Raw genomic sequence first — 24,637 nt, forward strand, 5'->3', positions numbered from 1 at the left:
CCGGTCCATGCCCCGGTCCATGCCCATGTCCAGGAAGGAAACCACGGTGACAAGATCCCGCCTCCGCCCCATGTGCACCGTCGCGGCGGCCTTGTTGAGCACCCTGCTGGTGGGGTGTTCGGCCGAGTCGGCGGAACCGGCGAGCAAGCAGAGCCCGAGCCCGAGTACGGTCTCCCAGCCACCGGCGCCGGCGAAGGTCGAGGTGATCGCGTCGCTGACCGACTGCAAACCGGAGATCCGCATCGAGGCGGATCAACTGCGCGAAGGGGTGTGCCGGACCGCGCGCGGCGACTGGACGGTCACCACGTTCCCGCAGGAGAAGTTCAAGGAGACCTGGCTGGATGCCGCCGCCGTGTACGGCGGTACGTATCTCGTGGGCCCGAGATGGGCGATCGGCGCGCAGCCCACACTCCTGAAGAAGCTGCGCACCGAAGTCGGCGGGGAACTACGGAAGTTGAACGGCACCAGCGGGTAATCGTCCGCGTCGTAGCCCGGTCGGTGGGCCCCTCGACGGCCCGGTCAGTGGGGGTGCGGCTCGTCGCGGTGGACCGGGCCGTGCGGTCTCTCGCAGTGGGCGTCGTCGAATGCGCCGGCGTGGACCTCGAGGACGTCCGCGGGCGCGTGGTCGACCTGGAGAGTGGTGTGGCTGATCCCGTAGTCGCTCTGGAGGGTCCTCTCCAAATCCCGGCGCACCGTGTGGCAGTCCGCGACGGGGTCGACCAGGACGTGCGCGGACAGGGCGGGCTGCCCCGAGGTGATGGTCCACACATGCAGGTCGTGCACCTCGGTCACCGTGCTGTGCGCGACGAGGCGGTCCCCGATGCTGTCCGGATCGAGGTGCGTGGGAGCCGCTTCCAGGAAGATCCGCCCGGACTCGCGTACGAGCCCGTAACCGGCCCTGACCATGAGGACCACCACGACGAGGGTCGCGATGGCGTCGGCTCGCGCGAACCCGGTGAGCAGCACGACGAGACCGGCGACCGCGGTGCCGATGAACGCGAACAGGTCGTTGAGGATGTGCTGGTAGGCACCCTCGACGTTGAGCGAGGTGCGGTTGGCCTTCGATATGCACCAGGCTGCCGCGACGTTCACCGCGATCCCGGCGAGCGCCGTGACGAGTACCAGCCCGCCCTCCACCTCGGGCGGATCGATCAGCCGCAGCACGGCCTCGTACGCCAGCCAGGCGCCGAGCAACAGCAGCGTCAGCCCGTTCGCCTGCGCGGAGAGGATCTCGGCCCGCTTGAGGCCGTAGGTGAAACCGCCGCGGGCCGGGCGCGCGGCCAGCCGCATCGCGATGAGCGCCAGCACGATGGACACGGCGTCGGTGAGCATGTGCGCCGCGTCCGAGATCAGGGCGAGCGAGCGGGCGAGGATGCCGATGACGACCTCGATGGCCATGAACGAGGCGATCAGTGTCAGCGCGATCGCGAGCCAGCGGCGATCCGAGTCCGCGGCCACACCGTGCGCGTGCCCCTCGTGCCCGGCGTGCCCGCCCGGCCCGTGTTCGTGGTGCGCGCTGGTCATCTGTTGCCCCCTCGATTCAATGGCTGACTCACGCAGTGAAGCGCACCTCGCGGAGATCGGCAAAGGCTGCATCGGTGACCGTTGTCATCATCGTTAACAGGCCTCTGACCAGCGCCGATGGTTCTCTTCGGCGAGAGGCTCCGAAGGCTGCCGAGGGCCCGCGGTCAGGCGCCGAAGAGCTGCGTCCAGTACGTGCCCGCCGCGCCGCCGCCCGCGAAGCCGATGCCTATGTGGGTGAAGGCCGGCTTGAGGATGTTGGCGCGGTGGCCGGGGCTGTTCATCCAGCCTCGTACGACCTCGGCGGCCGAGCGCTGGCCGCAGGCGATGTTCTCGCCGATGGTGCGGCGGGTGCTGCCCGCGGCGGCGGCGCGGTGCCAGGGTTCGCTGCCGTCGGGGGAGGTGTGGGAGTAGAAGGCTCGGGCCACCATGTCCGCGCTGTGCGCCTGTGCCGCCGTGGTGAGCAGGGGGTCGGGGGCGAGGGGCGGCAGTCCGGCCGAGGCACGCTCGGCGTTGGTGAGCGCGATGACGTCGGCGGCCGTCTGCGCGAGCCCGCCGGGTGTGAAGGGCCGGGCCCACAGCGCCGTCCAGTAGAGCGTGCCGGAGCGGCTGTCGGGGACGTACGCCACGCCGGCCTCGGTGAACGCCGGGTCGTGAAGTGTGCCGCGGGACTGCTCGCCCGGCAGGCAGTACTCCACGAACTCGGCCGGGGTGCGCGGGCCGGAGACCAGGTGTTCGCCGACGGTGAGATACGCGTAACCGCCCGCGGTGACGCGCTGGTACACGGACAGCCCGTCCGCGCCCTCGGAGCCCAGACGCCCTTGTGCGGCCATGCCGGCGGCGTGGGCGCGGGCCGCGGCTTGGAGCCGGGCGTCGAGCGAGACGGGCGGTGAACCGGCGGCGGCGCGCGCGGAGTTGACCAGGCCGAGAAAGCCGTCGGGGTCTGCGGCACGGGGGCCTCCGGCCGGTGCGGCAGGTGAGATACGAGCACTCGGAGCCGGAGCCGGAGCCGGAGCCGGAGCCGGAGCCGGGGTCGGGGTCGAGGTCGAGGTCGGTGCGGTGCCCGGGCGTGCAGCCGGTGTGCGTCCGGCGCCGCGCAGCCGGTCGAGCCCGGCACGCGCGACGCTCAGGGCTGTCGCGACACCGGTGCCCCTGGAGCCCGAGGCGGGGGAGCCCCCTGGGACCGCGCCCCCGCCCGCGTCGGCGTCCTCGCTGACGTCCACGCCGAAGTCCCGTGCGATGCCTGCCAGTCCGTCCGCGTACCCCTGGCCCAACGCGCGGATCTTCCACGTCGTGCCGCGACGGTAGATCTCGGCGAGCAGCAGCACAGTCTCCTGCCGGGGCCGCGGCGGAGTGAACCGGGCGAGGACACGGCCGTCCGGCCCGGTCACGCGCAGGCTCGGGGCGGGGAGCCGACCCAGCGGGGTGCCGGGCTCGGCGGGAGAGACGACCACGGTGACGCGGCTCGCCCCCGGCCGCAGCGCGGGCGGGTCGACGCTGATCGTCTCACCGGTGAGGCGCGCACCGGGCGCACTCGGCTGGTTGTAGAACACGAAGTCGCCGTCCGAGCGCACCTTGCCGCTGTCGTCGGTGATCAGCGCGGACACGTCGAACGGCCCCGGCACCTGAAGCGTCAGGGTGCCACCCGGCAGGGCCAGATTGCCTCCGGGAACCAACTCGCTCATCGTGCCGCCGCCTGTCGGGATGCTGAATCCGCTGTCCGCGCCCCGAGGGGCGTTGCCCGGACAACGTCTCACCGGTGAGCGGCGGTTCCCGGGCCTGTGACGTCAGGAGGCCGGCTCCCGGGCGCGCCGGGCCGCCTCGCGTACGGAACCCCGGTGAACCGGCCCGTGCCCGGGCAGCAGTACGTCACCGGAGAGCGCCTCGAACGTGTCCAGCGCGGCGAGCGCCCCGCGCCGGTCGTGGTCGAACATGACGGGCAGCAACTGCGGGCCCTCCACGCGGGAGGTGGGATGGCCGCTGACCAGGGCGTCGCCGGAGATCACGATGCCCGCCTCCGGGAGGTGGAAGGCGCTGTGGCCCTCGGTGTGGCCGGGGGTGTGGACAGGGACGGGGCGGCCGGGGAGGTCCAGGGGACCGACGGTGGGGGGAAACGGCTGAGGGCTCGTCACTGGTACGGGCGTCGTGCCGCCGGAGCGCAGCGCGTGCACAGCCCACGGCAGGACGCCTGGGCGCCAGCCGTTCTTGAGGATCTCGCCGATGGTCACCTGGTGGAGGAAGTCCCGGCGCGCATGCGGGACTTCGGCCTCATGGGCGTAGACGGGCGTGCCGTACGTACGGCTGAGGTATTCGGCCGAGCCGAGATGGTCGTTGTGCGCGTGCGTGATGAGCACGGCCGCGACCGCCTCGGGCGAACCGCCCACGGCCGTCAGCGATTCGAGGACCTTCGCGCGGTCGCCGGGATAGCCGGTGTCGATCAGGGTGACGGCGTCACCTTCGGTGAGGATCACCCAGTTGGTGTTGCTGCCGTGCACCAGATGGACGTTGTCGGCGACTTGGCGCACATATGCCTGCATCATCATCCTGACCTCGGGCCCCTGCCTGCCGGACAAAGCCAAGCAGAAGTCCGGCCGGGTCAGCGCTGCGGGTCCGCGGAAGCGCGCAGTGACCTCAGGGCCATGAGCAGGACGCCGATGTCGTCGAGGTAGACCGGGTCGGGCAGGAGGTCGGTGGGCAGCACGACGTAGGCGACGGCTCCCCAGAAGACCCAGGGCGAGCCCGTCGGGAGCCCCGCGCGACGGAGCGCGCGCCGGGTCCGGACCAGCCGTACGAGGAACGTGACCGCCACCGCGAGGACCGCGGCCAGCAGGACGGCGACCAGGAGGACCACAATCCACGTACTGCTGTCCATGCGTCCTGCCTCGGTTCGTCCGCGAGTGCGCTTCTTCCCGTTCACCTTTCCCGGTTCACCGGCCCGCCACGCGGCGTGGTGAGCCCGGAACGCCACCCGCCTCGCTCCTACCCTGTGCTGTCGATTGATCACCTGGAGAGAACAAGCGAACAGTTGGGGTGCGCCCATGAAGATCGCCTGCGTCGGCGGTGGCCCGGCCGGCCTGTACTTCTCGATCCTCATGCGGCGGCAGGACCCGTCGCACGACATCACCGTCTACGAACGGAACCCGGTCGGCGCCACGTACGGCTGGGGTGTGACGTACTGGGGAGATCTGCTCCACGAACTGCGCGCCGGCGACCCGGAGTCGACACGTGCCATCCGCGACAGCTCGGTCCGCTGGAGCGACGGGACCGCCCACATCGGCGACCGTACGACCACGCACCACGGCGACGAGGGCTACGGCATCGGCCGCCGCCGACTGCTGGAACTCCTCGCCGCGCGGGCCGAATCTCTCGGCGTACGCCTCGAGTTCGGTCACGAGATCGAAGGCGAGGTGGAACTGCCGGACGCCGACCTGGTGGTCGCCGCCGACGGCGTCCGCAGCGCGGTGCGCGAGCGGCACGCCGGCCACTTCGGCACCGAGGTCGCCCACGGCCGGAACAAGTACCTGTGGCTCGGCACCACCAAGGTCTTCGACTCGTTCACGTTCGCCTTCGTCGAGACGCCGTACGGCTGGATCTGGTGCTACGCGTACGGCTTCAGCCAGGACGCGAGCACCTGTGTCGTCGAGTGCTCGCCGCAGACCTGGACCGGGCTCGGCCTCGACCGGGCGGGGGAGGCCGAAGGGCTGGCGCTCCTCGAAGAGCTCTTCGCCAGGCTGCTCGACGGGCACCGGCTGATCGGCCGCGCACACCCCGGCAGCGGCACCAGCGCCCGGTGGAGCAACTTCCCCACCCTCACCAACCGCACATGGTCCCGGGGCAACCTCGTCCTGCTCGGCGACGCCGCCCACACCACGCACTACTCCATCGGCGCTGGCACCACGCTCGCCCTCCAGGACGCCATCGCCCTGGCCGACGCCCTGCGCGGGGCCGAGCCGGGCCAGTACCGACTCGCCCCCGCCCTTGCCGCGTACGAGAGGGAACGCAAGTCGGCCCTGCTCTCCGTGCAGAGCGCGGCCCGCCTCAGCGCGCAGTGGTACGAGAACCTGCCGCGCTACATCCACCTCCCTCCGCACCGGATGTTCGCGCTCCTCGGCCAGCGGCACTCCCCGCTGCTGCCGCATGTCCCACCGCAGCTCTACTACCGGATCGACCGGGCAGCGGGACAACTCCAGACGCTGCGCAGACTGAAGCGCTGGCTCGGTCCCAGGCTCGCGCGAACCCTGCACGCGAGGCGCGGCTGACCGGCAAAGGACCGGTGGAAAGGGTGCTGCGATCCTGGGCCGAGACCCTACGATCCCCACCGTGAACGACCGCTCGCCGCCACCCCGGTCCGCCTCCCAGAGCCATGACGTCCTGCGCCTGGTGCATCGCGTACTCGGCACGGACGTCCTCGGCGTCTACCAGCACGGTTCCGCCGTCCTCGGCGGCCTGCGACCGGGCAGCGATCTCGACGTGTTCGTCGTCGCGCGACGACGAACCACGGAGCAGGAGCGGCGGGCCCTGGTCCAGGGCCTGCTCGAGGTCTCCGAGGGCCAGGCCCGGAGCGGTCCCGGCCGCCGCCCCGTCGAGCTCACCGTCGTCGTCCGGGACGACGTCCGTCCTTGGCGCTTTCCGCCCCGCTGCGAGTTCCTCTACGGCGAGTGGCTGCGCGACGAATTCGAGCGCGGGGCGGTGCCCGCTCCGGCGCCCGCGCCCGATCTCGCGCCGCTGATCACGATGGTGCTGCTCGGGAACGCCCCGCTGTCCGGCCCGCCGCCGGCGGACGTTCTCGATCCCGTCCCGCACGAGGACCTGCGGCGGGCGATCGTCGCCGGTGTGCCGGAGCTGCTCGCCGAGCTGGAGTCGGACACCCGCAACGTCCTGCTGACGCTCGCCCGTGTCTGGACGACCCTGGAGACCGGAACGATCGCATCCAAGGACGCGGCGGCCGCCTGGGCACTCGAGCGTCTGCCGGCGAGGCACCGGCCCGTACTGGCCCGCGCGCGGTCCGGCTATCTCGGGCACGAGAAGGAGTCCTGGGACGGCCTGATGCCGCAGGTCAGCGCGCTGGCCGATCACTTGGTTGCCCGACTGAACGCGTAGGAACGCCGGTGTTGGTTGTAGGCAGGTCCGCGTTCGGAGTGCGACGCATTCTGTTGCACGCTTGATCGATGGTCGTGCGCTGCCGCAACGAATGTGACGAAAGACGACCACAGAGCGTCCGCATCGGTATACGCTCCCGGCACCCCGCGTTCGAGGTCGCCCGCCTGGGGGCCGGTCACCCGGCCTGCTCGCGTGCGGGTTCAACGGAAAACCGCCCCTAGAAACATACCGAACGGTCTGTCGCAGTACCGCCTCACCGGAACCCGGTGGGGCCAGTCGGCCCCGGAAAGCTCCCGCACCCGAGTGCCGGTTCACCTGATGCACCTCACCGGACGTACGAGACGTACGAACCAGTCCGGTGCGGTGACTTGTCACTTACGAGGAAGATGACCATGCGCGTCCGCATCACCGTAGCCGCGGCCCTGTCCGCAGCCCTGTCCCTGTCCCTTACCGCCTGCGGTGAGAGCGGCGACGTGGGCAGTTCAGGAGACGAAACCGTCGGCATAGCGATGCCCACCACGGACTCCCCGCGGTGGATCAGCGACGGCCGCAGCATGGTCGACCAGGTCAAGGGCTTCGGCTACGGCGCCACACTGAAGTACGCCGAGAACGACCCGAAGACCCAGGTCGAGCAGGTGGAGGCGATGATCGACGACGGTGTGGACGCCCTGGTCATCGCGGCGGTCGACGGACGCGCGTTCACCGATGTGCTGCGCAAGGCGGAGTCCGCGAAGATTCCCGTGATCTCGTACGACCGCCTGATCCTGGGCAGCGACGACGTCGACTACTACGCCACCTTCGACAACGAGCAGGTCGGCGAGCTCCAGGCCGACTTCCTCATCGAGCAGCTGGGGCTGGCCAACGGCAGCGCCGAGGGCCCGTTCAACCTCGAGGTGTTCGCCGGCTCGGCCGACGACAACAACACCGGCTTCTTCTTCGACGGCGCGATGAAGATTCTGCAGCCCTACATCGACAGCGGCGAGCTCGTCGTGAGATCCGGGCAGACCAAGATGGACCAGGCCACGACCCTGCGCTGGGACGGCGTCAGAGCCGAGAAGCGCATGAACGAACTGCTCGACTCCCACTACACGAACGAGCGCGTCGACGCGGTCCTCTCTCCGTACGACGGCATGTCCATCGGGATCATCAAAGCGCTGAAGTCACACGGCTACGGCGGCGATGGAGGCAGGGACCTGCCCATCATCACGGGGCAGGACGCCGAGGTGCCCTCGGTGAAGTCGATCATGGCCGGTGAGCAGACGCAGACCGTCTACAAGGACACCCGCGAACTCGCGCTCATCACCTCGTACATGGTCAACGCGGTGGTCCACGGCAAGCGTCCGGCGATCAACGACACCAGTACGTACGACAACGGGGAGAAGGTCGTGCCCGCGTACCTTCTGGAACCGGTGAGCGTCGACAAGGGCAACTACAAGAAGGTGCTCATCGACTCGGACTACCTCAAGGCGAGCGACCTCCGCTGAAGCGCCGGGCCTCGGGTTCGGTCAGTGCACGCCGTGCGGCCGGGACTGGATGCTGATCCGGGCCCGGTCGCACGCGTGGTTTCGGGGATCGCGTGTTCCCAGGCATGCCGGCAGGAGTCGCCCATCACGATCAGGTCCCTGTGGCCGAGCGGTGCTGGGGCTGGGCCCTGTCAGCCCAGTGTCAGCAGGACGATCGCGGTGCCCGCGCTCACCAGGCCGACCAGCTGCCTGCGGCTGACCTTCTCGTGCAGCATCGAGAGCCCGAGGATCGTCGGAATGGCCGGATACAGCGAGGCCAGTACGACGGCGAGGGCCAGCATCTGCAACCGGGTGGCCCAGAGGTAGAGGATCAGGCCGAGAGCGGCGCCCGCTCCGATCACGACCGCCTGAACCAGCGGCTTCGGGGACTGCCGGAACTGCGGGACATTCCGCAGGACGCCGGGCAGCACCACAACGACCGCCGCTACACGCCCCGCGACCACCGGCCACACTCCGCTTTCGGCGCCCGCCTGTGCCAGCCCGATGTACTGCACGGCCACGCCCAGACTGGCGAGCAGACCGTCCATGGTCGCCGGGGTCGTACCCGCGCCGTGGTGGGTCTCTCCATCGGACACGAGCCACAGCGCGGGCATCGTGATGCAGATGCCGAGCCAGGCCAGGGGCGTGGGCCGGTCGCCCAGGAAGCAGACGCCGCACAGCACGGACAGGGCCACCCCGGTGACGGCGCTCACCGGCACCACGATGCTCATCGCCCCGCGGCTCAGTCCCCGGTTGAGGAAATGCATGGCCGAGCCGCTGCCGACCCCGGACAGCGCTCCCCACACCACATCCGCGGACCGCACCGCCTCCGCGGGCATCGCCAGAGCCACCGCCAGCGCCAGCAGCAGCCCGCCGATCTGCCCGAGAAAGGTGACCACGGCGAAGTGCATCCGGCGTGACAGCAGCCCGCCGGCGTAGTCGACGACGCCGTAGAGGGCCGCCGAAGCCAGCGCGAGAAGAGCACCCACGCAGTCCGACCTCAGCCCGGAGGCGACCCGAGAGGCCGGTCGGCCAGGGCCCGGGCGACACTGTGCAGGTTGGCGGCCATGGCGCGGCCCGTCTTGTGCGACCAGTCGTGGCCGCGCTCGTCGTCGACGTAGTCGGGGCCCGGGCCGGGACCGAGGTGCCAGTAGGTCCACGCCTGGCCCGGAACGGTGTAGCCGATGTCGCCCAGCGCGCCCGAGATCTCGCTGATCACATGGTGGGCACCGTCCTCGTTGCCGGTCACCACCACTCCGGCGACCCGGTTGTAGGCCACGGGACGTCCCTCCTCGTCCGTCTCGGTCATCATGGCGTCCATCCGCTCCAGCACCCGCTGCGCGACCGACGAGGGCCTGCCGAGCCAGGTGGGAGAAGCGATGACCAGGATCTCCGAGTCGAGGAGCTTCTCGTGTACGGGCGGCCACTCGTCACCGGCCCCGGCGTCACTGGTGACGCCGGGCTTGATGTCCAGGTCGACGGCCCGTACGAAATCGACGTCCACGCCGTCCTTCGCGAGCTGCTCGGCGACGACGGTGGCGAGGGCTTCCGTGTTGGACGGTTCGGGGGAGGCCTTGAGGGTGCAGTTGATGATCAGTGCCTTCATGGGGACGACGGGTATCCAGCGGAGTCCGGCCCATACGGAGTCGGCCTCAAGTCCCGGCCCCAAGTCTGATCCTCAGGTCTGGTTGCCCTTCGGCCTGCCGCGCTGGTCCGGAGTTCCGTGGGGCGGCGGGTGGGTCGCCTCCGCGGCGGTGGCGGGCGACACCGACCGGCCCGCACGGTGCGGGGACTGCTCGGGGCGTACGGCCGTGGGGTCGCCGCCCGTGGGTTCGGCCCCGGAGGCGAGTTCGGCCAGCCGGGCCTTGATCACCTCCACCACCGGCGTACGGTCGGCGTGCGCGCGCTCGTAGGCGAGTATCTGCTCGACCTCGTCTGTGGACAGCGACCGGATACGGGCCCGCAGGCCGCCCAGCGGCAGATGGTCGAAGTCGGGCAGGGGCAGGGTGTCGCGGTCGGTGTGACTCATGTGCGTGTTCCTTCCCGTTCCTTCCTGAGCGGCGGCGCACCCGGGCGTCGAGGGATCCCGTGCGTCGAAGGATCAGGTCCGCCCGGGGCCACCGCTGCCGAAACCTCCGCTGGAGTTCTCGTCCCACTTTGGCGCCTTCTGGTCCGCCGCGCGGCGGGTACGGAGGTTGCCGTGCCCCCGTAGCCGGTGCGGAGTGATCCGGTGGCGGCCGCGCGGCACCTCGGCGGGCTCACGCCGCTCGCGGACCTCGTGCACGGGGCCGGAGTCGGGCATCCTGGGCTGCTCATCGGGGTGCGGCGGTGCGGGTTCGCGGGCGCGGATCCGGCGGCCACGCCACACGGCCCAGATCAGGGCGCCGACGATGACGAGCCCCACCAGGAACGGCACCACTCCGCCCATCACCGCGGAGGAGACGGCCAGTCGTGTCGTCACGATGTCCATCACCCGCGAGTACCCGGAGCGACCGACCGAAACAGCCGCCGCTGCCCCGTTCGGTATTTCCCGGCCGCGAGTTCCGGGTATTCCGCGGCGACCGTCACATTCCGAAATCAGTCGATGGCTCGGTGTCACGCCATTCCCGTATCGGTGGACCGTCCCGGTGTGACTGGCTGGGTTTGGGTGACTAAATACGGGGCAAATGCCTCATAAGTGCTTCGGACAGGAGGCACGTCCGTGGGAGCTGGTACGCCAGATCGCGGGTGTGTTCCGAACGGTTCGTGCGTACCTGCTCCCACGGTGACTGTCTCAGCACCTTCTGAGGGAGATGCACGCACCATGCGAGTCACCGTCAGATCGAAGCAACACCCGCACGACGACGCCCCCGACACAGCCGCGGCCTTCGAAAGGCTCGCCGCTCTGCCCGAGGGGCCCGAACGCGACGCCCTCCGCGACGAGATCGTCCGGGCCTGGCTGCCCATGGCCGACCGCATCGCCACCCAGTACCGGGGGCGCGGCGAGTCGGTCGAGGACCTCTGCCAGGTCGCGGCGCTCGGCCTCGTCAAGGCGGTCGCCCGCTACGACCCGGACCGTGGCTGCGCCTTCGAGAGTTACGCGATCCCGACGATCACCGGCGAGATCAAGCGCCACTTCCGGGACCATATGTGGGTCCTTCACGTACCGCGCCGGGTCCAGGACCTGCGCAACCGGGTCCGTACGGCCGCGAAGGACCTGTCGCAGACGTCGTCCGGCCGTCAGCCGACCATCGCCGAGATCGCCGAGCACGCGCGGATGAGCGAGGACGACGTACGCGTCGGTCTCGAAGCCCTCGACAGTTTCACCGCCCTCTCGCTGGACGCCGAACTGCCGGGCAGCGACGACGGTTACGCACTGGGAGACGTCCTTGGCGAGCCCGACGCCGGATTCGATCTGATCGTCGACCGCGAGGCCGTGAAGCCTTGCCTGCAGGAACTCCCCGAACGTGAACGGACAATCCTCTACCTGCGCTTCTTCGGAGGCATGACCCAAAGTCGCATCGCGCATCAGCTCGGTATCTCGCAGATGCACGTGTCCCGGCTGCTCAGCGCCTGCTGCGCCGAACTGAGGGAGAAAGCCCTCTCTGAGAAGGCCGCTTGATATCCGGCCCGCGGTCGTGTCCGCGCAGGCGTCCCGGAACGTCCGCGCCGGTGTCCCGGAGCGGACAAACCCAGTCGCCCGGTGGGGATGTCCCCGGGCCGGACGACCGAGCGGCGGGCTCACTGCCGAACCCTCCCGGGAGCGGTTTGCCAGTGTGTCGCCGCTGTCCGAATTAACCACTCGGACGGATCCGAAACACTTCGGATCCGTCCGAACAAAGCGGTTGCCCTGCCCTGTTGGGGAATGTTGAAGAATGGCCAACGGGTCCGGCAGCTTGATTTCCGGAGGTGATGAGCGGGGCGGTTACCCCAGTGGTGATCCGCCCGGAATCTGTGTCGGCCCGTAACGATCGAGCGTGTCTTCCAGCGTGGCTCGAATATCGGGTGGGAGATCTCCTTTCTGCCCCCAGATAATGATCAGTTCCGCGACATTCCGCAGCTTTATGTTGGTGTGCTGGGAAACTTCCCGCAGAACAGCCCAGCCCTGGTCGGGTGCCACCCGTCCCAGCGCGACCATCATGCCGATCGCCTGATCCACGACGGCATGCGAGGTCACGGCTTCCTTCAACTGACCGACCTGCTCCTGCAACGCGACGATCTGGGCCGTTTCGTCAGGCACGGTCGCCTCCTGTGGGCCACCGGCCGACTCGACAGCTCCCAAACGGGTGTGTGAGGTCATCGTCCCCTCCGGATCGGAGCGCTGACGTGTTTCTCCATCGTCGCCACTTGTCCGGCGGTGTGCCAGTGCGGGCGCCGCCGGATCCGTACTTGCTCACTCACCGTGGCGAAGGGTTCACGAATTGCGAAGGTGAAGGCCGGGGCGCAGGGTGGATACGCCAGTCCATCTTTCCGCAAAGGACGGATCACCATGGCTAAGGCAAAGGGCAAGGCCAAGCAGATGAAGGGCAAGATGAAGGAGGCCGCCGGCAAGGCCACGGGCGACAGGACCCAAGAGGCCGAGGGCCGGGGCGAGCAGGTGTCGGGCCAGGCGCAGGAAGCCGCGCAGAAGGCCGCCGACCGCGTGAAGAAGCAGACCGGTCGGTAGGCCCGGCTCGCCGGCGCGATACCTCTCCGGCGGCCGTATCGGGCTCGGCCCGTGCGGTCGCCGGAGGCGTTTTCCGCGAGGGTTCTCCGTGACCGTTCTCCATGACCGCTTTTGCGTGACCGCTCTCCACGACGGGCGCCGGACCTGACTGCCTGCCGGCGCACCGGGTACCCGCCACGTATGCGCAAGATCATGCGGCGCCCGTCCGGGCGCGAGAAGGAGACCCGCACCGCGACCGAAGAGGCCTTGGAGGAAGTCAAGGAACAGGGACACGAAGACGATACGGACACCACCGAGGGGCGGGACCGCGGACCGGGCGACCCCATCACCCCGAGCACCCGAGCGAACCGCGAAGCCACCGAGGTGGACGGCTCCGACTAGGCAGTAAGCATCCGAGCCAGTAAGCCTCGGAGCCCCGGAGTACGCTCCACGCCCCACGCCCGACGTCACTGCCGGAGGGAGGCCGACGACCGTGGACCACACGCAAGCCCCCGTACTCGAGGCCCTGCGGCGCCATCACGAGCGCGGCGAACTCGCCTTCACCCCGCCCGGCCACAAGCAGGCACGAGGCGCCGACCCCCAGGCCCGGGCGATCCTCGGTGACGCCGTCTACCACACCGACCTCCTGGCGTCCGGAGGCCTCGACGACCGGCGTACCAGCGGCGATGTGCTGCTGCGTGCGGAGCGGCTGATGGCGGACGCGGTGCACGCCGAGCACACGTTCTTCACCACCTGCGGCAGCTCCCTGTCCGTCAAGGCGGCCATGCTCGCCGTGGCGGGCCCGAACGAGAAGCTCATCGTGGGCCGCGACGCCCACAAGTCGGTGATCTCCGGACTGATCCTCTCCGGCGTCGAACCGGTCTGGGTCGATCCCCAATGGGACGAGAAGCAACGCTTAGCCCACGCACCCGGCCCGGAAGCCTTCGAGGAGGCGCTCACCCGCCACCCGGACGCGCGCGGCGCCCTCGTCACCAGCCCCACCCCGTACGGCAGTTGCGCCGCCCTGCGGGACATCGCGGACATCTTCCACGCACGCGACCTGCCCCTCGTCGTCGACGAGGCATGGGGCGCTCATCTGCCCTTCCACCCGGACCTGCCGTCCTGGGCGATGGACGCCGGCGCGGATGTCTGCGTGACGAGCATCCACAAGATGGGCAGCGGACTGGAACAGGGCAGCGTCTACCACCTCCAGGGCTCCCTGATCGAGACGAGCACCCTCCAGTCGCGCGCCGACCTGTTCGGCACCACCAGCCCCTCGGTCCTCATCTACGCGGGACTCGACGCCTGGCGCCGCCAGATGGTCCTCCACGGCAAGGACCTCCTGGACGACGCGCTGCGTCTCGCCGCGGACGTCCGCCGCGCCATCGACGAGATCCCCGGCCTGCACGTCCTTGGCCGCGACGATCTCGTGGGCCCCGGCCTGTCCGTCGACTTCGACCCGCTGCCCGTGGTCGTCGACGTCAGCGGTCTCGGTACGAGCGGCTACCGCGCGGCCGACTGGCTCCGCACCCAGCACCACATCGACGTGCACCTCGCGGACCACCGGCGCATCAACGCCCAGCTCACCCACGCCGACTCGGCCGCCACCACCCAGCCTCTGACCGACGCGCTGCGCGACCTCGCCGAGCACGCCGGGGAACTGGCGACCGGGCTGCCGGTCATCGACGTACCGAGTGGTCAGGACATGCGGCTGGAGCAGGCCTTACGGCCCCGCGACGCGTACTTCGGCCCCACCGAAACCGTGCCCCTGGAGCGGGCGGCCGGCCGTGTCTCGGCCGAGATGATCACGCCGTACCCGCCCGGCATCCCGGCCGTCCTGCCGGGAGAACGGCTCACCGAGCCCGTCCTTCGCTACCTGCGCACCGGCCTGCGGGGAGGCATGAACCTCCCGGACGCGTCGGATCCGGAGCTGTGCACGATCAGGGTCTGCAAGTGAGCCAGGTGAGCAGGGCTCCAGCCGAGACGGAACCGTTGAAGCCTCTTGGTCTCTCCGGCGGCCGGCGACCGAAGTCTCATCCACGCTCGCGAAGGTACGCCTCCAGCTCTGCGGCCCCGGTCAGCATCGCCCGCCCGCGGGCGAACAGCCGACCGTGCCAGTCGCACAGCGCGGCCTCCAGCGGCTCAAGACCGCCGGCCGCCCGCACCTGGGCGATCAGCGGGGCAATCTGCTCCAGCAGGTAGCCGCCCCGCCTGAGCTGGTGGGCCAGCCGGGCGTCCCGTACGTCGGCCTCGTCGTAGACGCGGTACCCGGTCAGCGGGTCGCGCCGCGGGCGCACCAGCCCGGCGCGCTCCCATTTGCGCAGCGTCGCGGGCCGGATTCCGAGCTTGTCTGCCAGCGGCCCGATGAACGTGCCGCCGGGCCCGGACACCGCGGCCGGCCCGGACCCCGCACCGGGCTCGGGCGCCGAGGTGGGCTCCAGGTCGCGGAGGGCGCTCTCCACGGCTTGGAGGGTCCGGCGGTCGTCGAGGAGCTGGGCGTGGCTCTCGTCGATGAGGCGGAACGCCTCATCGACCGCGCCCTGGTTCACGGCCCGCATGATCGACGTCGCCGTCTGGTGGCCGTGGCCGGGCACCAGGGCGAGGAAAGCGCGCAGGGCCCGCGCGTGCAGCGGGGTGTAGGTGCGGTAGCCGTGGGGTGTGCGACCGGCGGCCGGAAGGATGCCGGCCTCCTCATAGTTCCTGATCGCCTGCGTGGACAGACCGTGCCCGCGCGCCAGGTCAACCGGCCTGAGCCGCTCGCCGTTTTGAAGGTTTCGTCCCATGAACCTGCCGATATCGCGGGAAAGTTTCAATCGAAAGTTCAACGATACCGTTGAAGGCATGGCTACTGACATCAAAGACATCGCCCATGCCGTCGAAGCCACCGCCGTCATGAAGCTGCTTCCGGCTCGGCCGCGGCTGCTCGCCCTGGGCGAGCCCACCCACGGCGAGGACACTCTGCTCGACCTGCGCAACGAGCTCTTCCGGCAGCTCGTCGAGCAGGAGGGCTACCGGACGATCTCGATCGAGAGTGACTGCATGATGGGCCTGGTCGTGGACGCCTACGTCACCTCGGGCACGGGCACCCTCGACGAGGTCATGGAGCGCGGATTCAGCCACGGCTGGGGCACCTCCGCGGCCAACCGCGAACTCGTGCGCTGGATGCGCGCCCACAACGACGGCCGGCCCGCGTCCGAGCAGGTCCGCTTCGCCGGCTTCGACGGCCCGCTGGAGATCACCCACGCGGCAAGCCCCCGGCAGGCCCTCACCGCACTCCACGGCTGTCTCTCGGCCCAGGTGGACGCGGACCTGCTCCCCTGCACCGCGGACACGCTCGACCGCCTGCTCGGCACCGACGACCGGTGGACCGATCCCGCCGCGATGATGGACCCGTCCCAGTCCGTGGGGCAGTCGGCCGAGACCAAGGAACTGCGGCTGCTCGCCGACGACTTGGTGGCGCTGCTCGACGCGCAGACACCACATCTGATCACAGCGACCTCGCGGGACGACTGGGACCGGGCACGCCTGTACGGGCGCACCGCCACCGGCCTGCTGCGCTACCACTACTGGATGGCCGACACCTCACCGGCCCGCATGACGCGGCTGTGCGCGCTGCGGGATTTGATGATGGCCCACAACCTCCTTGCCGTCGCCGCCCGGGGCCCGGCACTCATCCACGCCAACAACTCCCATCTCCAGCGGGAGAAGAGCACGATGCAGATGTGGCAGGGTCCGGTGGAGTGGTGGAGCGCCGGTGCGTTGGTGAGCGCCCAGCTCGGCGAGGATTACGCCTTCCTGGCCACGGCCCTCGGCACGATCCGGCACCAGGGAGTGGACATCCCGCCGCCGGACACCTTCGAAGGACTCCTGTACGCACTCCCGGAGGACCGCTACGTCATCGACGCCCGGAGGCTGGCCACCGCCCTCGGCGACACGCGGCCCGCGCCCCGCGTATCCCCCTGGTTCGGCTACGCCCCGCTCGACCCGGCCCACCTGGCGGACAGCGACGGCATCGTGTTCGTCAAGGACGTCCAGCAGAGCTAGTGCCACCCTCAGCAGCCCGGCGAACGGCGCGGCCGGCAGCGGCTGTCGGCCCCGGGTGCGGGGAGGCGGTCAAGGGGCGGGGTGCTGCGGGGGCTCGCCCGCGAGGACGCGTACGACCTCCTCGGCGACCATGGCGCCCATCATGCGGTTGGCGTCCTGGCCGCAGGCCGCCATGTGCGGGGTGAGCAGGACGTTCGGGGCAGTGCGCAGCGGGCTGTCGCCGAGCGGCTCGTGTGCGAAGGCGTCGAGCGCGGCGCCGCTCAGGTGACCGTCCTCGAGGAGCGCCGCGAGGGCCGCCTCGTCGACGAGACCGCCGCGGGCGGTGTTCACCAGCAGCGCGCCCCGCTTCATCGCGGCGAGCCGAGCCTGGTCCAGTAGCGGGCCCGCGCCGGGGGTCGCGGGCAGATGCAGGCTGACGACGTCGGCGCGGGCCAGGCAGTCGTCCAGGGTGGCCGAGCGGGCGCCGAGGGCGCACATGTCCTGTGGATCGACGTACGGGTCGTGCGCGAGCACCGTCATGCCGAAGGCGCGGGCGTACCCGGTCACGAGCTGTCCGATCCGCCCGAAGCCGATCACGGCCAGGGTTCTGCACGCGAGTTCGGGCCCGAACAGCTTGGGCCACTCCCCGTCCGCCAGCCGCTGGTGCGCATCGGTGATACGACGGGTGGCGTCCAGGATGAGGCCGAAGGTGAACTCGGCGACCGCTCGGGAGTTGCTGCCGGGCGCGCACACCACAGGGATGCCGCGGGCCTGTGCGGCGTCGAGGTCGATGGTGTCGACGCCCACGCCGTGCTTGGCGATGACCTTGAGGCGGTCCGCCGCGTCGATGACGTCCGCGGTGATCAGGTCCATGCCGACGACCAGGGCGTCGGCCTCCGGGATCCGCTTGAGGAGTTCGTCGGCGGGCAGCGCCTCGTCCTCGTACGGACGCAGGGGGCCCGCGCCCGCTCGCTCCAGGATCTGCCAGGGCTCGGCGGAGTAGCGGGAGAAGGTGGGCGTGGTGATGAGGGTCGTGGTCATGGGGGTCGTGGTCATGCGATCTCCCGGTCAGCCCAAGTGGGGCTCAGGTGGAGGTACTTGATCGTCCGGCGATGGTGGGTGAAGGCGATGTGCAGTGCGCCGTCCGGGGTCTGGACGACGGACGGGTAGGACAGCTCGCGGTTGTGGCCGTCGCGGGAGTTGTTGGTCAGGCAGTAGCCGTCACCGGTCTCCAGGTCCCGGCGTACCGGCCAGGTCAGGCCGCCGTCCGAGGAGACGGAGAGGGTGAGCGGCGCGCGCGGGGCGCCCCAGAAGGCGGCTCCGGTCGTGGGGGCGGTGGCGGGCGCCGGGGTGGCAGCGGGTGCGTTCGCGCTCGGCCCGTCGTCCGAGCTCAGCCCGTCGTCGTCGATCTCGTCGTACAGCGAGACGCGGCGGGCTACGGCGTCCGCGGCGCTGCTGTGGTTGTGGACCAGCGCGAGACGGCCGTCGGCCAACGGGGAGTACTGGATCGAGGAGTTGTTGTTCGGCAGGTCCAGCGGGCGCGGCTCGGCCCAGCTCTCCCCGTCGTCGTACGACACGCTTCGGTACACGGCGTCGGCCCGGCGACTGCGGAACAAGGCGAGGAGCGAACTGTCGGGCAGGGGGCGGACGTTCATGTGGACCAGTCCGGTCGAGCCGGGCACCGGCACCTCGCGCCAGCTCACCCCTTCGTCGTCGCTGACCATCACCGAGCTGGTGTCCCGCCCGCCCGACCATCGCTCGCCCGGCGCGGCGACGCAGCGGAAGAGGGGCAGCAGTCGGCGGCCCGACGGCAGCACGGTCACCGGCTGGCGTACAAAGACTCCGCCGTCGAAGAGCACGCGGGAGGGGCCCCACGTCTTTCCCTCGTCGTGACTGACGCGCAGTCGTACCTCGGCGGTGTCCTGGCGCCCGGCCCGCTGCGCGGTGTGCAGCAGCCACCAGTCGCCGGAGGGGTCGGTGAACAGCAGCGGGTTCTGCTCGGACCGGGTGTCGTCGTGGGAGAGCCTCTCTGGGCGGGACCAGGTGTCACCGCCCGCGGGCAGCCGGGAGAACCACACCGAGATGTCCGCGACACCTTCCTGCGTTCCCCCGAACCAGACGCATCCCAGCTCACCGTCGGGTAACACGGTGAGATTGGCGGCATGGTTCTGCACAGCCGGGGCGGACAGCCACGACTCGAAGCGACCCGTCTCGGTGGGGTGCGGGCGTACGACGCCGTCGGCGACGGCCGGGCCCGGCATCACCGGACCTGGCCTGTCGCGCGTACGGCGGTGAGGTGGCGGTACGCCACCTGCTCCAGGTGTACGAGGTCGCTCGCGACCGTGACGTAGGTGAAGCCCTCGGTGAGGCGCTTGGCGGCGCTCGCGCCGTCCGCGTTGTGGATGCCGGCGGCTATCCCGGCGGCGGCTGCCGCTTCGCGCACGGTGACCAGTGCGGCCTCGAACTCGTCCGCGACCGTCGGGTCGGTGGAGCTGGCTCCGCCCAGCGCGATGCGTAGGTCGGAGGGGCCTATGTAGACGCCGTCGACGCCGTCGGTGGCGCAGATCTCTTCTACGTTCTTGAGGCCCTCGGCGGTTTCGATCATCGCGAGCACCACGGTTTGCTCGTGCGCGTCGGCGGGGTCGGGGCCGATGCGTAGGGCTGAGCGCATCGGGCCGTACGAGCGCCTGCCTTGTGGGGGGTAGCGGACCGCGGCCACCGCTGCGGCGGCGTCCTGCGGGGTGTCGATGAGCGGGACGATGACGCCGGCCGCACCTGCGTCCAGGGCCTTGCCGATGGGCATGGGGTCGTTGGCCTCAACTCGTACCAGGCCTACGGCGGTTGAGCCCTTGGTGTCTATGGCGGTCAGGGAGGCGAGTACTCCGGCGTAGTCGATCAGGCCGTGTTGGGCGTCCAGGGCTACGTAGTCGTAGCCGAGGCGGGCTATTCGTTCGGTGGAGACGGGGGAGTCCAGGACGGACCAGTAGCCGACCAGGGGGTCGCGTGCGCGGATCGCTGCCGCGAAGGTGGTGGGGGTCATAGGGGGGTGCTCCTCCGGCAGGTGGTTGGGTGCGGGTTGGTGGGTGGCTGGTCGCGCAGTTCCCCGCGCCCCTGGGGTGGGTGGGGGGTGCGGGGCCGTGGGCCGGTGCGTCAGCCCGTCGCAGGGCGGGCATACGGCCCTTTAGCTGGTACAAGGCCCTGGTTCTCCGAGACCGGAGCTACGCGACGGGCATGCGACGCACCGGCCCACGCCCCCTCCCGCCGGAGGGCAAGCGCGGGTCGTTGGGGGCGCACCCAGAGATGTGCGAGACGGTGGGCATGTGGGGCTCCTTTTCAGCGGTTGTATGCGGGCATTGGGCCGCGTAGTGCCTTGCCGATCTCGTCGCAGGCCGCCGTTACGTCGGGGGGCAGTGGGCCGTTGTTGGTGGCCGTGATGTTGGCCAGTAGGTGGGTGGTGTTGGAGCCGCCGAGGAGCAGGGCGTCGGTCGAGTCGCGGTCCAGGAGCCAGCGGAGGGCCAGGTCGGTGAGAGGGATGCCCGCGGCTTCGGCGATGGTGGAGAGTTGGTCCACTGCGGTGAAGAGGCGTTCGTCCCAATAGCGTTGGCGGTACATCTCGGCGACCTTGGAGTCGCCGAAACGGCCCGATTGCGGGGGCTGTTCGAAGCGGTGGCGGCCGGTGAGGAGGCCGCCGCCCAGGGGGTTGTAGACCATGGTGCGCAGGCCGGTGACTGCGGCGTATTCGACGTACTCCTCCTCTATGCGGCGGGCGAGGAGGTTGTGCATCTGTTGAGCGATGACGGGGCGTGGGGCTCTCAACTCGTCGGCGGTGCTGATGAGTTGGGCGATCTGCCAGGCCGCGTAATTGGAGACGCCGAGGGCGCGGATCTTTCCCTCGGCTACGAACTCGGCGATGGTGGCCAGGGTTTCGGTCAGGGGTGTCTTGCGGTCGGGCTGGTGGAGGTAGAAGAGGTCGACCGAGTCGGTGCCGAGGCGCTTCAGGCTGCCTTCCAGTGCGGCTCGCAGGCCGGCTGCGGAGAGGGGGGCGTTGTCGCCCTGGTCGGGGTGGGGGATACCGGCCTTGGTCGCCAGGACGATTCGGTCGCGGCGGCCTGGCAGGAGTCCGGCGAGGATGCGCTCGCTCTCGCCGCCCGCGTAGCCGTTGGCCGTGTCTACGCCGGTGATTCCTGCGTCGAGTGCGGCGTCGAGCATGTTGGCTGCGGAGGAGGCGTCGACGGTGTCGCCGAAGGTCATGGTGCCCAGTACCAGGCGGGAGAGCGGGACGGGGATGTTCGGCAGGTCGATGCCGGGGGTCACGTGGGGGTTCCTTCCGGGGCGGAGGTGAGCAGGTGGCGGGGTTTCACGCCCCGAATGGCGGTGGGGTCCAGAGCGGCGCGGCGCAGGGCGCGGGTGTAGGGGTCGGTGGGGGAGGTGAGCACCGTGGCCGTCGGGCCGGACTCGACGATCCGGCCCGCGCGCATCACCAGCAGATCGGTGCTGATCTCCCGGACTACCCCAAGGTGGTGCGCGATGACGAGGTAGGCGATGCCGGTGTCCTTCTGCAACTCCCGCAGGAGGTCGAGGACTTGCGCCTGTACGGAGACATCCAGGGCGGACGTCGCCTCGTCGCAGACCAGCAGGTCGGGGCGGGAGGCCAGGGCGCGGGCGATGCCGATGCGTTGGCGCTGGCCGCCGGAGAACTCGGGTGGGCGTCGGTCCAGGGCCGAGGGCGGCAGACCTACCTGGTCGAGCAACTCGGCTGCCCGCCTGGCGCGTTGGGCTCGGTCGGAGAGGCCGTGCACATGTAGAGGTTCGGCGACTATCTGCTGGGCGGTGAGATGGGGGTCCAGCGAGCCGTACGGGTCCTGGAAGACCATCTGTACGCGGCGGCGCAGGGGGCGCAGTCGTCGTTCGGGGAGCTGGGCGATGTCCGTCCCGTCCAGGATGATGCGGCCACTTTCCGGCTTGAGCAGCCGTACCAGGGCTCGGGCCAGCGTCGACTTGCCGCAGCCGGACTCGCCGACGATCGCCAGTGAACCGCCTTGGGGGATGCGGAAGTTGACGTGGTCGACGGCTCGGAAGGGGCCGCGTGACGTGGCGTATTCGACGACGAGGTTCTCGACGGAGAGGAGCACCGGCCCTGTGACGGTGGGGAGTTCGGTCATGACGCCGCCTCCTCTGCGACGGGCTCGGACCGGCCGTCGCCGTCCTCGTCCCATGTACCCACACGGGGCACGGCGGCGAGGAGTTCACGGGTGTACGGTTCGGCGGGCCGCTCGACGATCTGCTGTGCGGAGCCCGACTCGACGAAACGGCCGTCCTTCATCACGTGGATCCGGTCGGAGACCAGCCGGGCCACCCCGAGGTCATGGGTGATCATCAACATGCCTATGCCCGTGCGTTCCTGAAGCTCCATCAGCAGGTCGAGCACGCTCGCCTGCACCGTTGCGTCCAGCGCGGAGGTGGGCTCGTCCGCGACCAGCAGTTCCGGTTCGGCGGCCAGCGCGGTTGCGATGAGGATGCGTTGCAGCATGCCGCCGGAGAACTGGTGCGGGTACGCCTTCCAGCGGGTCTGAGGTTCGGTGATGCGTACCTGCGCGAGTAGTTCAACTCCCGTGTCACGGGCTTCTGTTCGCGTTATGCCCGGATGGTGCAGGCGTAGGGCGTCGCCCAGTTGGCGGCCGATGGTGTGCACCGGGCTGAGGGCCGTCATCGGATCCTGCGGAATGAGCGAAACGGTTCGCCCGCGTACCGCGCGTGCGGCGTCCGGATCGGCGACGATGTCCCGCCCGGCGATGCGTACGCTGCCCGACAGCACGGCGAGCCCTTCGGGCAGCAGTCGCAGTACGCCCATCGCTGTGGTCGACTTTCCGCAGCCGGACTCGCCGATCAGGGTCACGGTCTCGCCCCGGCGGACGGTGAAGCTCACTCCGTCGACCGCGCGCACCACGCCGTGCGCGGTGATGAGCTCGATCTGCAGATCCGTCGCCTCGAGCAGCGGTGGGCCGGCGGTGACCGGGGTTTCCTCTGCCATGCCTCACGCTCCCTTCCCTGAACGCGGCCGGGTACGGTCCCGCAGCCCGTCCCCGAGCAGGTTGACGCCGACCACCAGCAGCGCGATGACCAGCCCGGGCAGGGTGACCAGCCACCAGGAGGTGGTGATGTAGTCCTGGCCGTCGGAGATGATCCGCCCCCAGGTCGCGAACGGCCGCTGAGGTCCCGCTCCCAGGAAACTCAGCGCGCTCTCCAGCAGCACGGCCTGCGCGAGGAGCAGGAGAACGACCAGGCTCGCGGGGCGTACCACGTTGGGGATCACATGGCGCGCGAGCACCGACCAGGAGGGCAGCCCCAGTACGCGGGCCGCGGCGACGTACGCCTTCTCGCGTTCGACGAGGACGAGCGAGCGGGTCAGCCGCGCGACCTCGGGCCACTGCGCGAGAGCGATCACGCAGGTGATGACGGTGACGGACGGGCCGAACAGGGCGACCACGAGGAGCAGCATCATCAGGAGCGGCAGGGCGAGTTGGGCCTCCAGGAACCGGGAGACGACCGCGTCGATCCAGCCGCCGAAGAACCCGGCCGCGGCGCCCGCCGCGATACCGATCAGGCCGGACACGAGGACGGCGAGGACACCCACCGCGAGGGACACCTGGCCGCCGTGCAGGACGCGGGAGAGCAGATCGCGTCCCAACTGGTCGGTGCCGAACAGATGCCCCTCGCTCAGCGGCGGCAGCCTGCGCCGGGAGAGGTCCTGGGCGCCCGCGCCGGGCAGGGGCAGTACACCGGCGAGTGTTACGGGCAGCACGACGAGGGCGGTGCATATCGCCCCGGCCCACAGCTTGAGGCGGGCGCCGCGCCGCTGCCGGGTCGCGGTGGCCCGGGCGAGATCGCGCGCGGTGACGGCGCTGGGCCGGCCGGTGCTGACGGCTGTGGTCATGGCTCAGGCCGCCTTTCCGAGGCGTACCCGTGGGTCGAGCAGCGGATAGGCCAGGTCGACGAGGAGCTGGACGAGGATCGCTAGGGTCGCGGTGACCAGGACGGTGGCCTGGATCAGCGGATAGTCGCGGGTCTCCAGAGCGCGTACGACCAGCGAGCCGACCCCCGGCCAGCCGAAGACGACCTCCACCACGACCACACCGTTGAGCAGCGCCGCGAAGCGCGTACCGAGTGCCGTCACCAGCGGCACCGCGGAGTTCGCGAGCGCGTAGCGCCAGGTCAGCGCCGACTCGGAGACCCCGCGGGAGCGGGCCACGGTGATGTACGAAGAGGCCAGCGCGGTGGTCATCTCGCGCCGCACCAGCCGTGAGACCAGAGCGAGTTGGAGGACGGCCACGGTCGCGGTCGGCAGGATCAGGCCGCTCCAGGTGGTGAACCCGGAGGCGGGCAGTATCGGAAGGACCACCGCGAAGACCGTCAGCAGCATCACACCGGTCCAGAAGTCCGGCATCGACTGCCCGGCGATCGTCAGCACATTGGCGCCCAGCTCCCTGCGTGTGTCGGCTCGGCGGGCCATCCACACGCCCAGCGGCACGGCCACCACGGTCGTGACCGCGATGGCGGAGACGGCGAGCGTGATGGTGTACGGCATCCGGTCCAGGACCACGTCGAAGGCGGGGGAGCTGAAGGAGTAGCTCGTGCCGAGGTCCCCCGTGAACAGGTCGCGCAGGAAGAATCCGTACTGGACGAGGAGCGGGTCGTCGAGCCCGAACTGCTCACGGATACGGGCCAGTTCGGCCGTGGTCGCGTTGGGGGCCGCGTACGCGGAGGCCGGATCACCGGGCGCGAGGCGCACCAGCAGGAAGACGGTGGTCAGCGTGAGGAAGACGGTCAGCAGGCTCTGGCCGATGCGGCGGGCGAGGTACTTCGACAC

27 protein-coding genes are annotated in these 24,637 nt (G+C 70.3%); 9 read left to right on the forward strand and 18 right to left on the reverse strand.

Annotated elements, in window-relative coordinates; all coding sequences use genetic code 11:
- Positions 1–46 precede the first annotated feature (46 nt).
- Positions 47–475, forward strand: a complete 429-nt coding sequence (locus OP79_RS10570) for a hypothetical protein (RefSeq protein WP_245685271.1) — start codon at positions 47–49, stop codon at positions 473–475.
- Positions 476–519: 44 nt separating this feature from the next.
- Here OP79_RS10570 and OP79_RS10575 read toward each other — a convergent pair whose 3' ends face one another.
- The 4 genes from OP79_RS10575 to OP79_RS10590 all read right to left on the reverse strand — a co-directional run bounded on the left by OP79_RS10575 (position 520) and on the right by OP79_RS10590 (position 4,393).
- Positions 520–1,524 (reverse strand): cation diffusion facilitator family transporter, encoded by a 1,005-nt coding sequence (locus OP79_RS10575; RefSeq protein WP_033319797.1) that lies wholly within the window; start codon positions 1,522–1,524, stop codon positions 520–522.
- Between the two features lie 164 nt (positions 1,525–1,688).
- Complete coding sequence (locus tag OP79_RS10580; protein ID WP_033319798.1) at positions 1,689–3,206, reverse strand: CAP domain-containing protein; 1,518 nt, start codon at positions 3,204–3,206, stop codon at positions 1,689–1,691.
- A gap of 102 nt (positions 3,207–3,308) precedes the next feature.
- Complete coding sequence (locus OP79_RS10585) at positions 3,309–4,058, reverse strand: MBL fold metallo-hydrolase (RefSeq protein WP_033319888.1); 750 nt, start codon at positions 4,056–4,058, stop codon at positions 3,309–3,311.
- 59 nt (positions 4,059–4,117) lie between these two features.
- Positions 4,118–4,393 (reverse strand): YkvA family protein, encoded by a 276-nt coding sequence (locus OP79_RS10590; RefSeq protein WP_033319889.1) that lies wholly within the window; start codon positions 4,391–4,393, stop codon positions 4,118–4,120.
- Positions 4,394–4,559: 166 nt separating this feature from the next.
- Here OP79_RS10590 and OP79_RS10595 point away from each other — a divergent pair, with 166 nt between their 5' ends.
- From OP79_RS10595 to chvE, 3 genes are all read left to right on the forward strand, one after another.
- Positions 4,560–5,780, forward strand: a complete 1,221-nt coding sequence (locus OP79_RS10595; RefSeq protein ID WP_033319799.1) for an FAD-dependent monooxygenase — start codon at positions 4,560–4,562, stop codon at positions 5,778–5,780.
- Between the two features lie 61 nt (positions 5,781–5,841).
- Positions 5,842–6,621 (forward strand): aminoglycoside adenylyltransferase family protein, encoded by a 780-nt coding sequence (locus tag OP79_RS10600; RefSeq protein ID WP_051744561.1) that lies wholly within the window; start codon positions 5,842–5,844, stop codon positions 6,619–6,621.
- Positions 6,622–7,007: 386 nt separating this feature from the next.
- Positions 7,008–8,105, forward strand: a complete 1,098-nt coding sequence (chvE, locus tag OP79_RS10605; protein WP_033319800.1) for a multiple monosaccharide ABC transporter substrate-binding protein — start codon at positions 7,008–7,010, stop codon at positions 8,103–8,105.
- A 170-nt stretch (positions 8,106–8,275) separates the two neighbouring features.
- On the opposite strand, the gene OP79_RS10610 is transcribed toward chvE, so the two are convergent.
- From OP79_RS10610 to OP79_RS10625, 4 genes are all read right to left on the reverse strand, one after another.
- Positions 8,276–9,112 (reverse strand): EamA family transporter, encoded by an 837-nt coding sequence (locus OP79_RS10610; protein ID WP_033319801.1) that lies wholly within the window; start codon positions 9,110–9,112, stop codon positions 8,276–8,278.
- An 11-nt stretch (positions 9,113–9,123) separates the two neighbouring features.
- Positions 9,124–9,729, reverse strand: a complete 606-nt coding sequence (locus OP79_RS10615) for a flavodoxin family protein (RefSeq protein WP_033319802.1) — start codon at positions 9,727–9,729, stop codon at positions 9,124–9,126.
- Between the two features lie 72 nt (positions 9,730–9,801).
- Positions 9,802–10,152 carry a DUF8129 domain-containing protein gene (locus tag OP79_RS10620; RefSeq protein WP_033319803.1) on the reverse strand — a complete coding sequence of 117 codons (351 nt, stop codon included), beginning with the start codon at positions 10,150–10,152 and terminating at the stop codon, positions 9,802–9,804.
- Between the two features lie 72 nt (positions 10,153–10,224).
- Positions 10,225–10,593 (reverse strand): DUF6479 family protein, encoded by a 369-nt coding sequence (locus tag OP79_RS10625; RefSeq protein ID WP_033319804.1) that lies wholly within the window; start codon positions 10,591–10,593, stop codon positions 10,225–10,227.
- 333 nt (positions 10,594–10,926) lie between these two features.
- Here OP79_RS10625 and OP79_RS10630 point away from each other — a divergent pair, with 333 nt between their 5' ends.
- A complete protein-coding gene (locus OP79_RS10630; RefSeq protein ID WP_033319805.1) occupies positions 10,927–11,724 on the forward strand; it encodes an RNA polymerase sigma factor SigF in 798 nt (265 codons plus the stop codon).
- A gap of 303 nt (positions 11,725–12,027) precedes the next feature.
- Here the strand turns inward: OP79_RS10630 and OP79_RS10635 are convergent, their stop codons facing one another.
- On the reverse strand, positions 12,028–12,342 hold the full coding sequence (locus OP79_RS10635) for an ANTAR domain-containing protein (protein ID WP_033319806.1): 315 nt from the start codon (positions 12,340–12,342) through the stop codon (positions 12,028–12,030).
- A 249-nt stretch (positions 12,343–12,591) separates the two neighbouring features.
- Here OP79_RS10635 and OP79_RS51500 point away from each other — a divergent pair, with 249 nt between their 5' ends.
- The 3 genes from OP79_RS51500 (at position 12,592) to OP79_RS10645 (ending at position 14,704) form a co-directional block, all read left to right on the forward strand.
- A complete protein-coding gene (locus tag OP79_RS51500; protein ID WP_078491708.1) occupies positions 12,592–12,768 on the forward strand; it encodes a CsbD family protein in 177 nt (58 codons plus the stop codon).
- Between the two features lie 180 nt (positions 12,769–12,948).
- Positions 12,949–13,149, forward strand: coding sequence for a hypothetical protein (locus tag OP79_RS10640; protein ID WP_033319807.1), 201 nt, complete (start codon positions 12,949–12,951; stop codon positions 13,147–13,149).
- Positions 13,150–13,240: 91 nt separating this feature from the next.
- Complete coding sequence (locus OP79_RS10645) at positions 13,241–14,704, forward strand: aminotransferase class I/II-fold pyridoxal phosphate-dependent enzyme (protein ID WP_033319808.1); 1,464 nt, start codon at positions 13,241–13,243, stop codon at positions 14,702–14,704.
- A gap of 76 nt (positions 14,705–14,780) precedes the next feature.
- Here OP79_RS10645 and OP79_RS10650 read toward each other — a convergent pair whose 3' ends face one another.
- Positions 14,781–15,530: a TioE family transcriptional regulator gene (locus OP79_RS10650; RefSeq protein ID WP_033319809.1), complete on the reverse strand. Its 750-nt coding sequence runs from the start codon at positions 15,528–15,530 to the stop codon at positions 14,781–14,783.
- 58 nt (positions 15,531–15,588) lie between these two features.
- Between OP79_RS10650 and OP79_RS10655 the strand changes: the two genes are divergently transcribed.
- Positions 15,589–16,791, forward strand: coding sequence for an erythromycin esterase family protein (locus tag OP79_RS10655; protein WP_033319810.1), 1,203 nt, complete (start codon positions 15,589–15,591; stop codon positions 16,789–16,791).
- Positions 16,792–16,860: 69 nt separating this feature from the next.
- Here OP79_RS10655 and OP79_RS10660 read toward each other — a convergent pair whose 3' ends face one another.
- The 8 genes from OP79_RS10660 to OP79_RS10695 all read right to left on the reverse strand — a co-directional run bounded on the left by OP79_RS10660 (position 16,861) and on the right by OP79_RS10695 (position 24,637).
- Positions 16,861–17,826, reverse strand: a complete 966-nt coding sequence (locus OP79_RS10660; RefSeq protein ID WP_245685272.1) for a phosphoglycerate dehydrogenase — start codon at positions 17,824–17,826, stop codon at positions 16,861–16,863.
- Entirely contained in the window at positions 17,823–19,031 is a 1,209-nt protein-coding gene (locus OP79_RS10665) for a sialidase family protein (protein ID WP_033319811.1), read from the reverse strand. The genes OP79_RS10660 and OP79_RS10665 overlap by 4 nt, the downstream gene beginning before the upstream one ends.
- Positions 19,031–19,810 (reverse strand): HpcH/HpaI aldolase family protein, encoded by a 780-nt coding sequence (locus OP79_RS10670; RefSeq protein ID WP_033319812.1) that lies wholly within the window; start codon positions 19,808–19,810, stop codon positions 19,031–19,033. The genes OP79_RS10665 and OP79_RS10670 overlap by 1 nt, the downstream gene beginning before the upstream one ends.
- A 293-nt stretch (positions 19,811–20,103) precedes the next feature.
- Positions 20,104–21,084, reverse strand: a complete 981-nt coding sequence (locus OP79_RS10675; RefSeq protein WP_106972346.1) for an aldo/keto reductase — start codon at positions 21,082–21,084, stop codon at positions 20,104–20,106.
- Positions 21,081–21,932 (reverse strand): ATP-binding cassette domain-containing protein, encoded by an 852-nt coding sequence (locus OP79_RS10680; protein WP_051744562.1) that lies wholly within the window; start codon positions 21,930–21,932, stop codon positions 21,081–21,083. Before OP79_RS10680 ends, OP79_RS10675 begins: the two co-directional genes overlap by 4 nt.
- On the reverse strand, positions 21,929–22,801 hold the full coding sequence (locus OP79_RS10685) for an ABC transporter ATP-binding protein (RefSeq protein WP_051744563.1): 873 nt from the start codon (positions 22,799–22,801) through the stop codon (positions 21,929–21,931). The genes OP79_RS10680 and OP79_RS10685 overlap by 4 nt, the downstream gene beginning before the upstream one ends.
- Before the next feature lie 3 nt (positions 22,802–22,804).
- Positions 22,805–23,704, reverse strand: coding sequence for an ABC transporter permease (locus tag OP79_RS10690; protein WP_033319813.1), 900 nt, complete (start codon positions 23,702–23,704; stop codon positions 22,805–22,807).
- Positions 23,705–23,707: 3 nt separating this feature from the next.
- The gene (locus OP79_RS10695; RefSeq protein WP_033319814.1) at positions 23,708–24,637 is read right to left on the reverse strand and encodes an ABC transporter permease; all 930 of its coding nucleotides are present in this window, start codon (positions 24,635–24,637) and stop codon (positions 23,708–23,710) included.

Origin of the sequence: Streptomyces yerevanensis, from assembly GCF_000716805.1 — a bacterium.
GTDB lineage: Bacteria > Actinomycetota > Actinomycetes > Streptomycetales > Streptomycetaceae > Streptomyces > Streptomyces flaveus.

Bases quoted from the DNA above. Each gene is read 5' to 3' on its own strand.
- OP79_RS10575 (WP_033319797.1), bottom strand. From the start codon at position 1,524: ATGACCAGCGCGCACCACGAACACGGGCCGGGCGGGCACGCCGGGCAC.
- OP79_RS10580 (WP_033319798.1), bottom strand. From the start codon at position 3,206: ATGAGCGAGTTGGTTCCCGGAGGCAATCTGGCCCTGCCGGGTGGCACC.
- OP79_RS10585 (WP_033319888.1), bottom strand. From the start codon at position 4,058: ATGCAGGCATATGTGCGCCAAGTCGCCGACAACGTCCATCTGGTGCAC.
- OP79_RS10590 (WP_033319889.1), bottom strand. From the start codon at position 4,393: ATGGACAGCAGTACGTGGATTGTGGTCCTCCTGGTCGCCGTCCTGCTG.
- OP79_RS10595 (WP_033319799.1), top strand. From the start codon at position 4,560: ATGAAGATCGCCTGCGTCGGCGGTGGCCCGGCCGGCCTGTACTTCTCG.
- chvE (WP_033319800.1), top strand. From the start codon at position 7,008: ATGACCATGCGCGTCCGCATCACCGTAGCCGCGGCCCTGTCCGCAGCC.
- OP79_RS10615 (WP_033319802.1), bottom strand. From the start codon at position 9,729: ATGAAGGCACTGATCATCAACTGCACCCTCAAGGCCTCCCCCGAACCG.
- OP79_RS10620 (WP_033319803.1), bottom strand. From the start codon at position 10,152: ATGAGTCACACCGACCGCGACACCCTGCCCCTGCCCGACTTCGACCAT.
- OP79_RS10625 (WP_033319804.1), bottom strand. From the start codon at position 10,593: ATGGACATCGTGACGACACGACTGGCCGTCTCCTCCGCGGTGATGGGC.
- OP79_RS10630 (WP_033319805.1), top strand. From the start codon at position 10,927: ATGCGAGTCACCGTCAGATCGAAGCAACACCCGCACGACGACGCCCCC.
- OP79_RS51500 (WP_078491708.1), top strand. From the start codon at position 12,592: ATGGCTAAGGCAAAGGGCAAGGCCAAGCAGATGAAGGGCAAGATGAAG.
- OP79_RS10640 (WP_033319807.1), top strand. From the start codon at position 12,949: ATGCGCAAGATCATGCGGCGCCCGTCCGGGCGCGAGAAGGAGACCCGC.
- OP79_RS10650 (WP_033319809.1), bottom strand. From the start codon at position 15,530: ATGGGACGAAACCTTCAAAACGGCGAGCGGCTCAGGCCGGTTGACCTG.
- OP79_RS10655 (WP_033319810.1), top strand. From the start codon at position 15,589: ATGGCTACTGACATCAAAGACATCGCCCATGCCGTCGAAGCCACCGCC.
- OP79_RS10660 (WP_245685272.1), bottom strand. From the start codon at position 17,826: ATGACCACGACCCCCATGACCACGACCCTCATCACCACGCCCACCTTC.
- OP79_RS10665 (WP_033319811.1), bottom strand. From the start codon at position 19,031: ATGCCGGGCCCGGCCGTCGCCGACGGCGTCGTACGCCCGCACCCCACC.
- OP79_RS10670 (WP_033319812.1), bottom strand. From the start codon at position 19,810: ATGACCCCCACCACCTTCGCGGCAGCGATCCGCGCACGCGACCCCCTG.
- OP79_RS10680 (WP_051744562.1), bottom strand. From the start codon at position 21,932: ATGACCGAACTCCCCACCGTCACAGGGCCGGTGCTCCTCTCCGTCGAG.
- OP79_RS10685 (WP_051744563.1), bottom strand. From the start codon at position 22,801: ATGGCAGAGGAAACCCCGGTCACCGCCGGCCCACCGCTGCTCGAGGCG.
- OP79_RS10690 (WP_033319813.1), bottom strand. From the start codon at position 23,704: ATGACCACAGCCGTCAGCACCGGCCGGCCCAGCGCCGTCACCGCGCGC.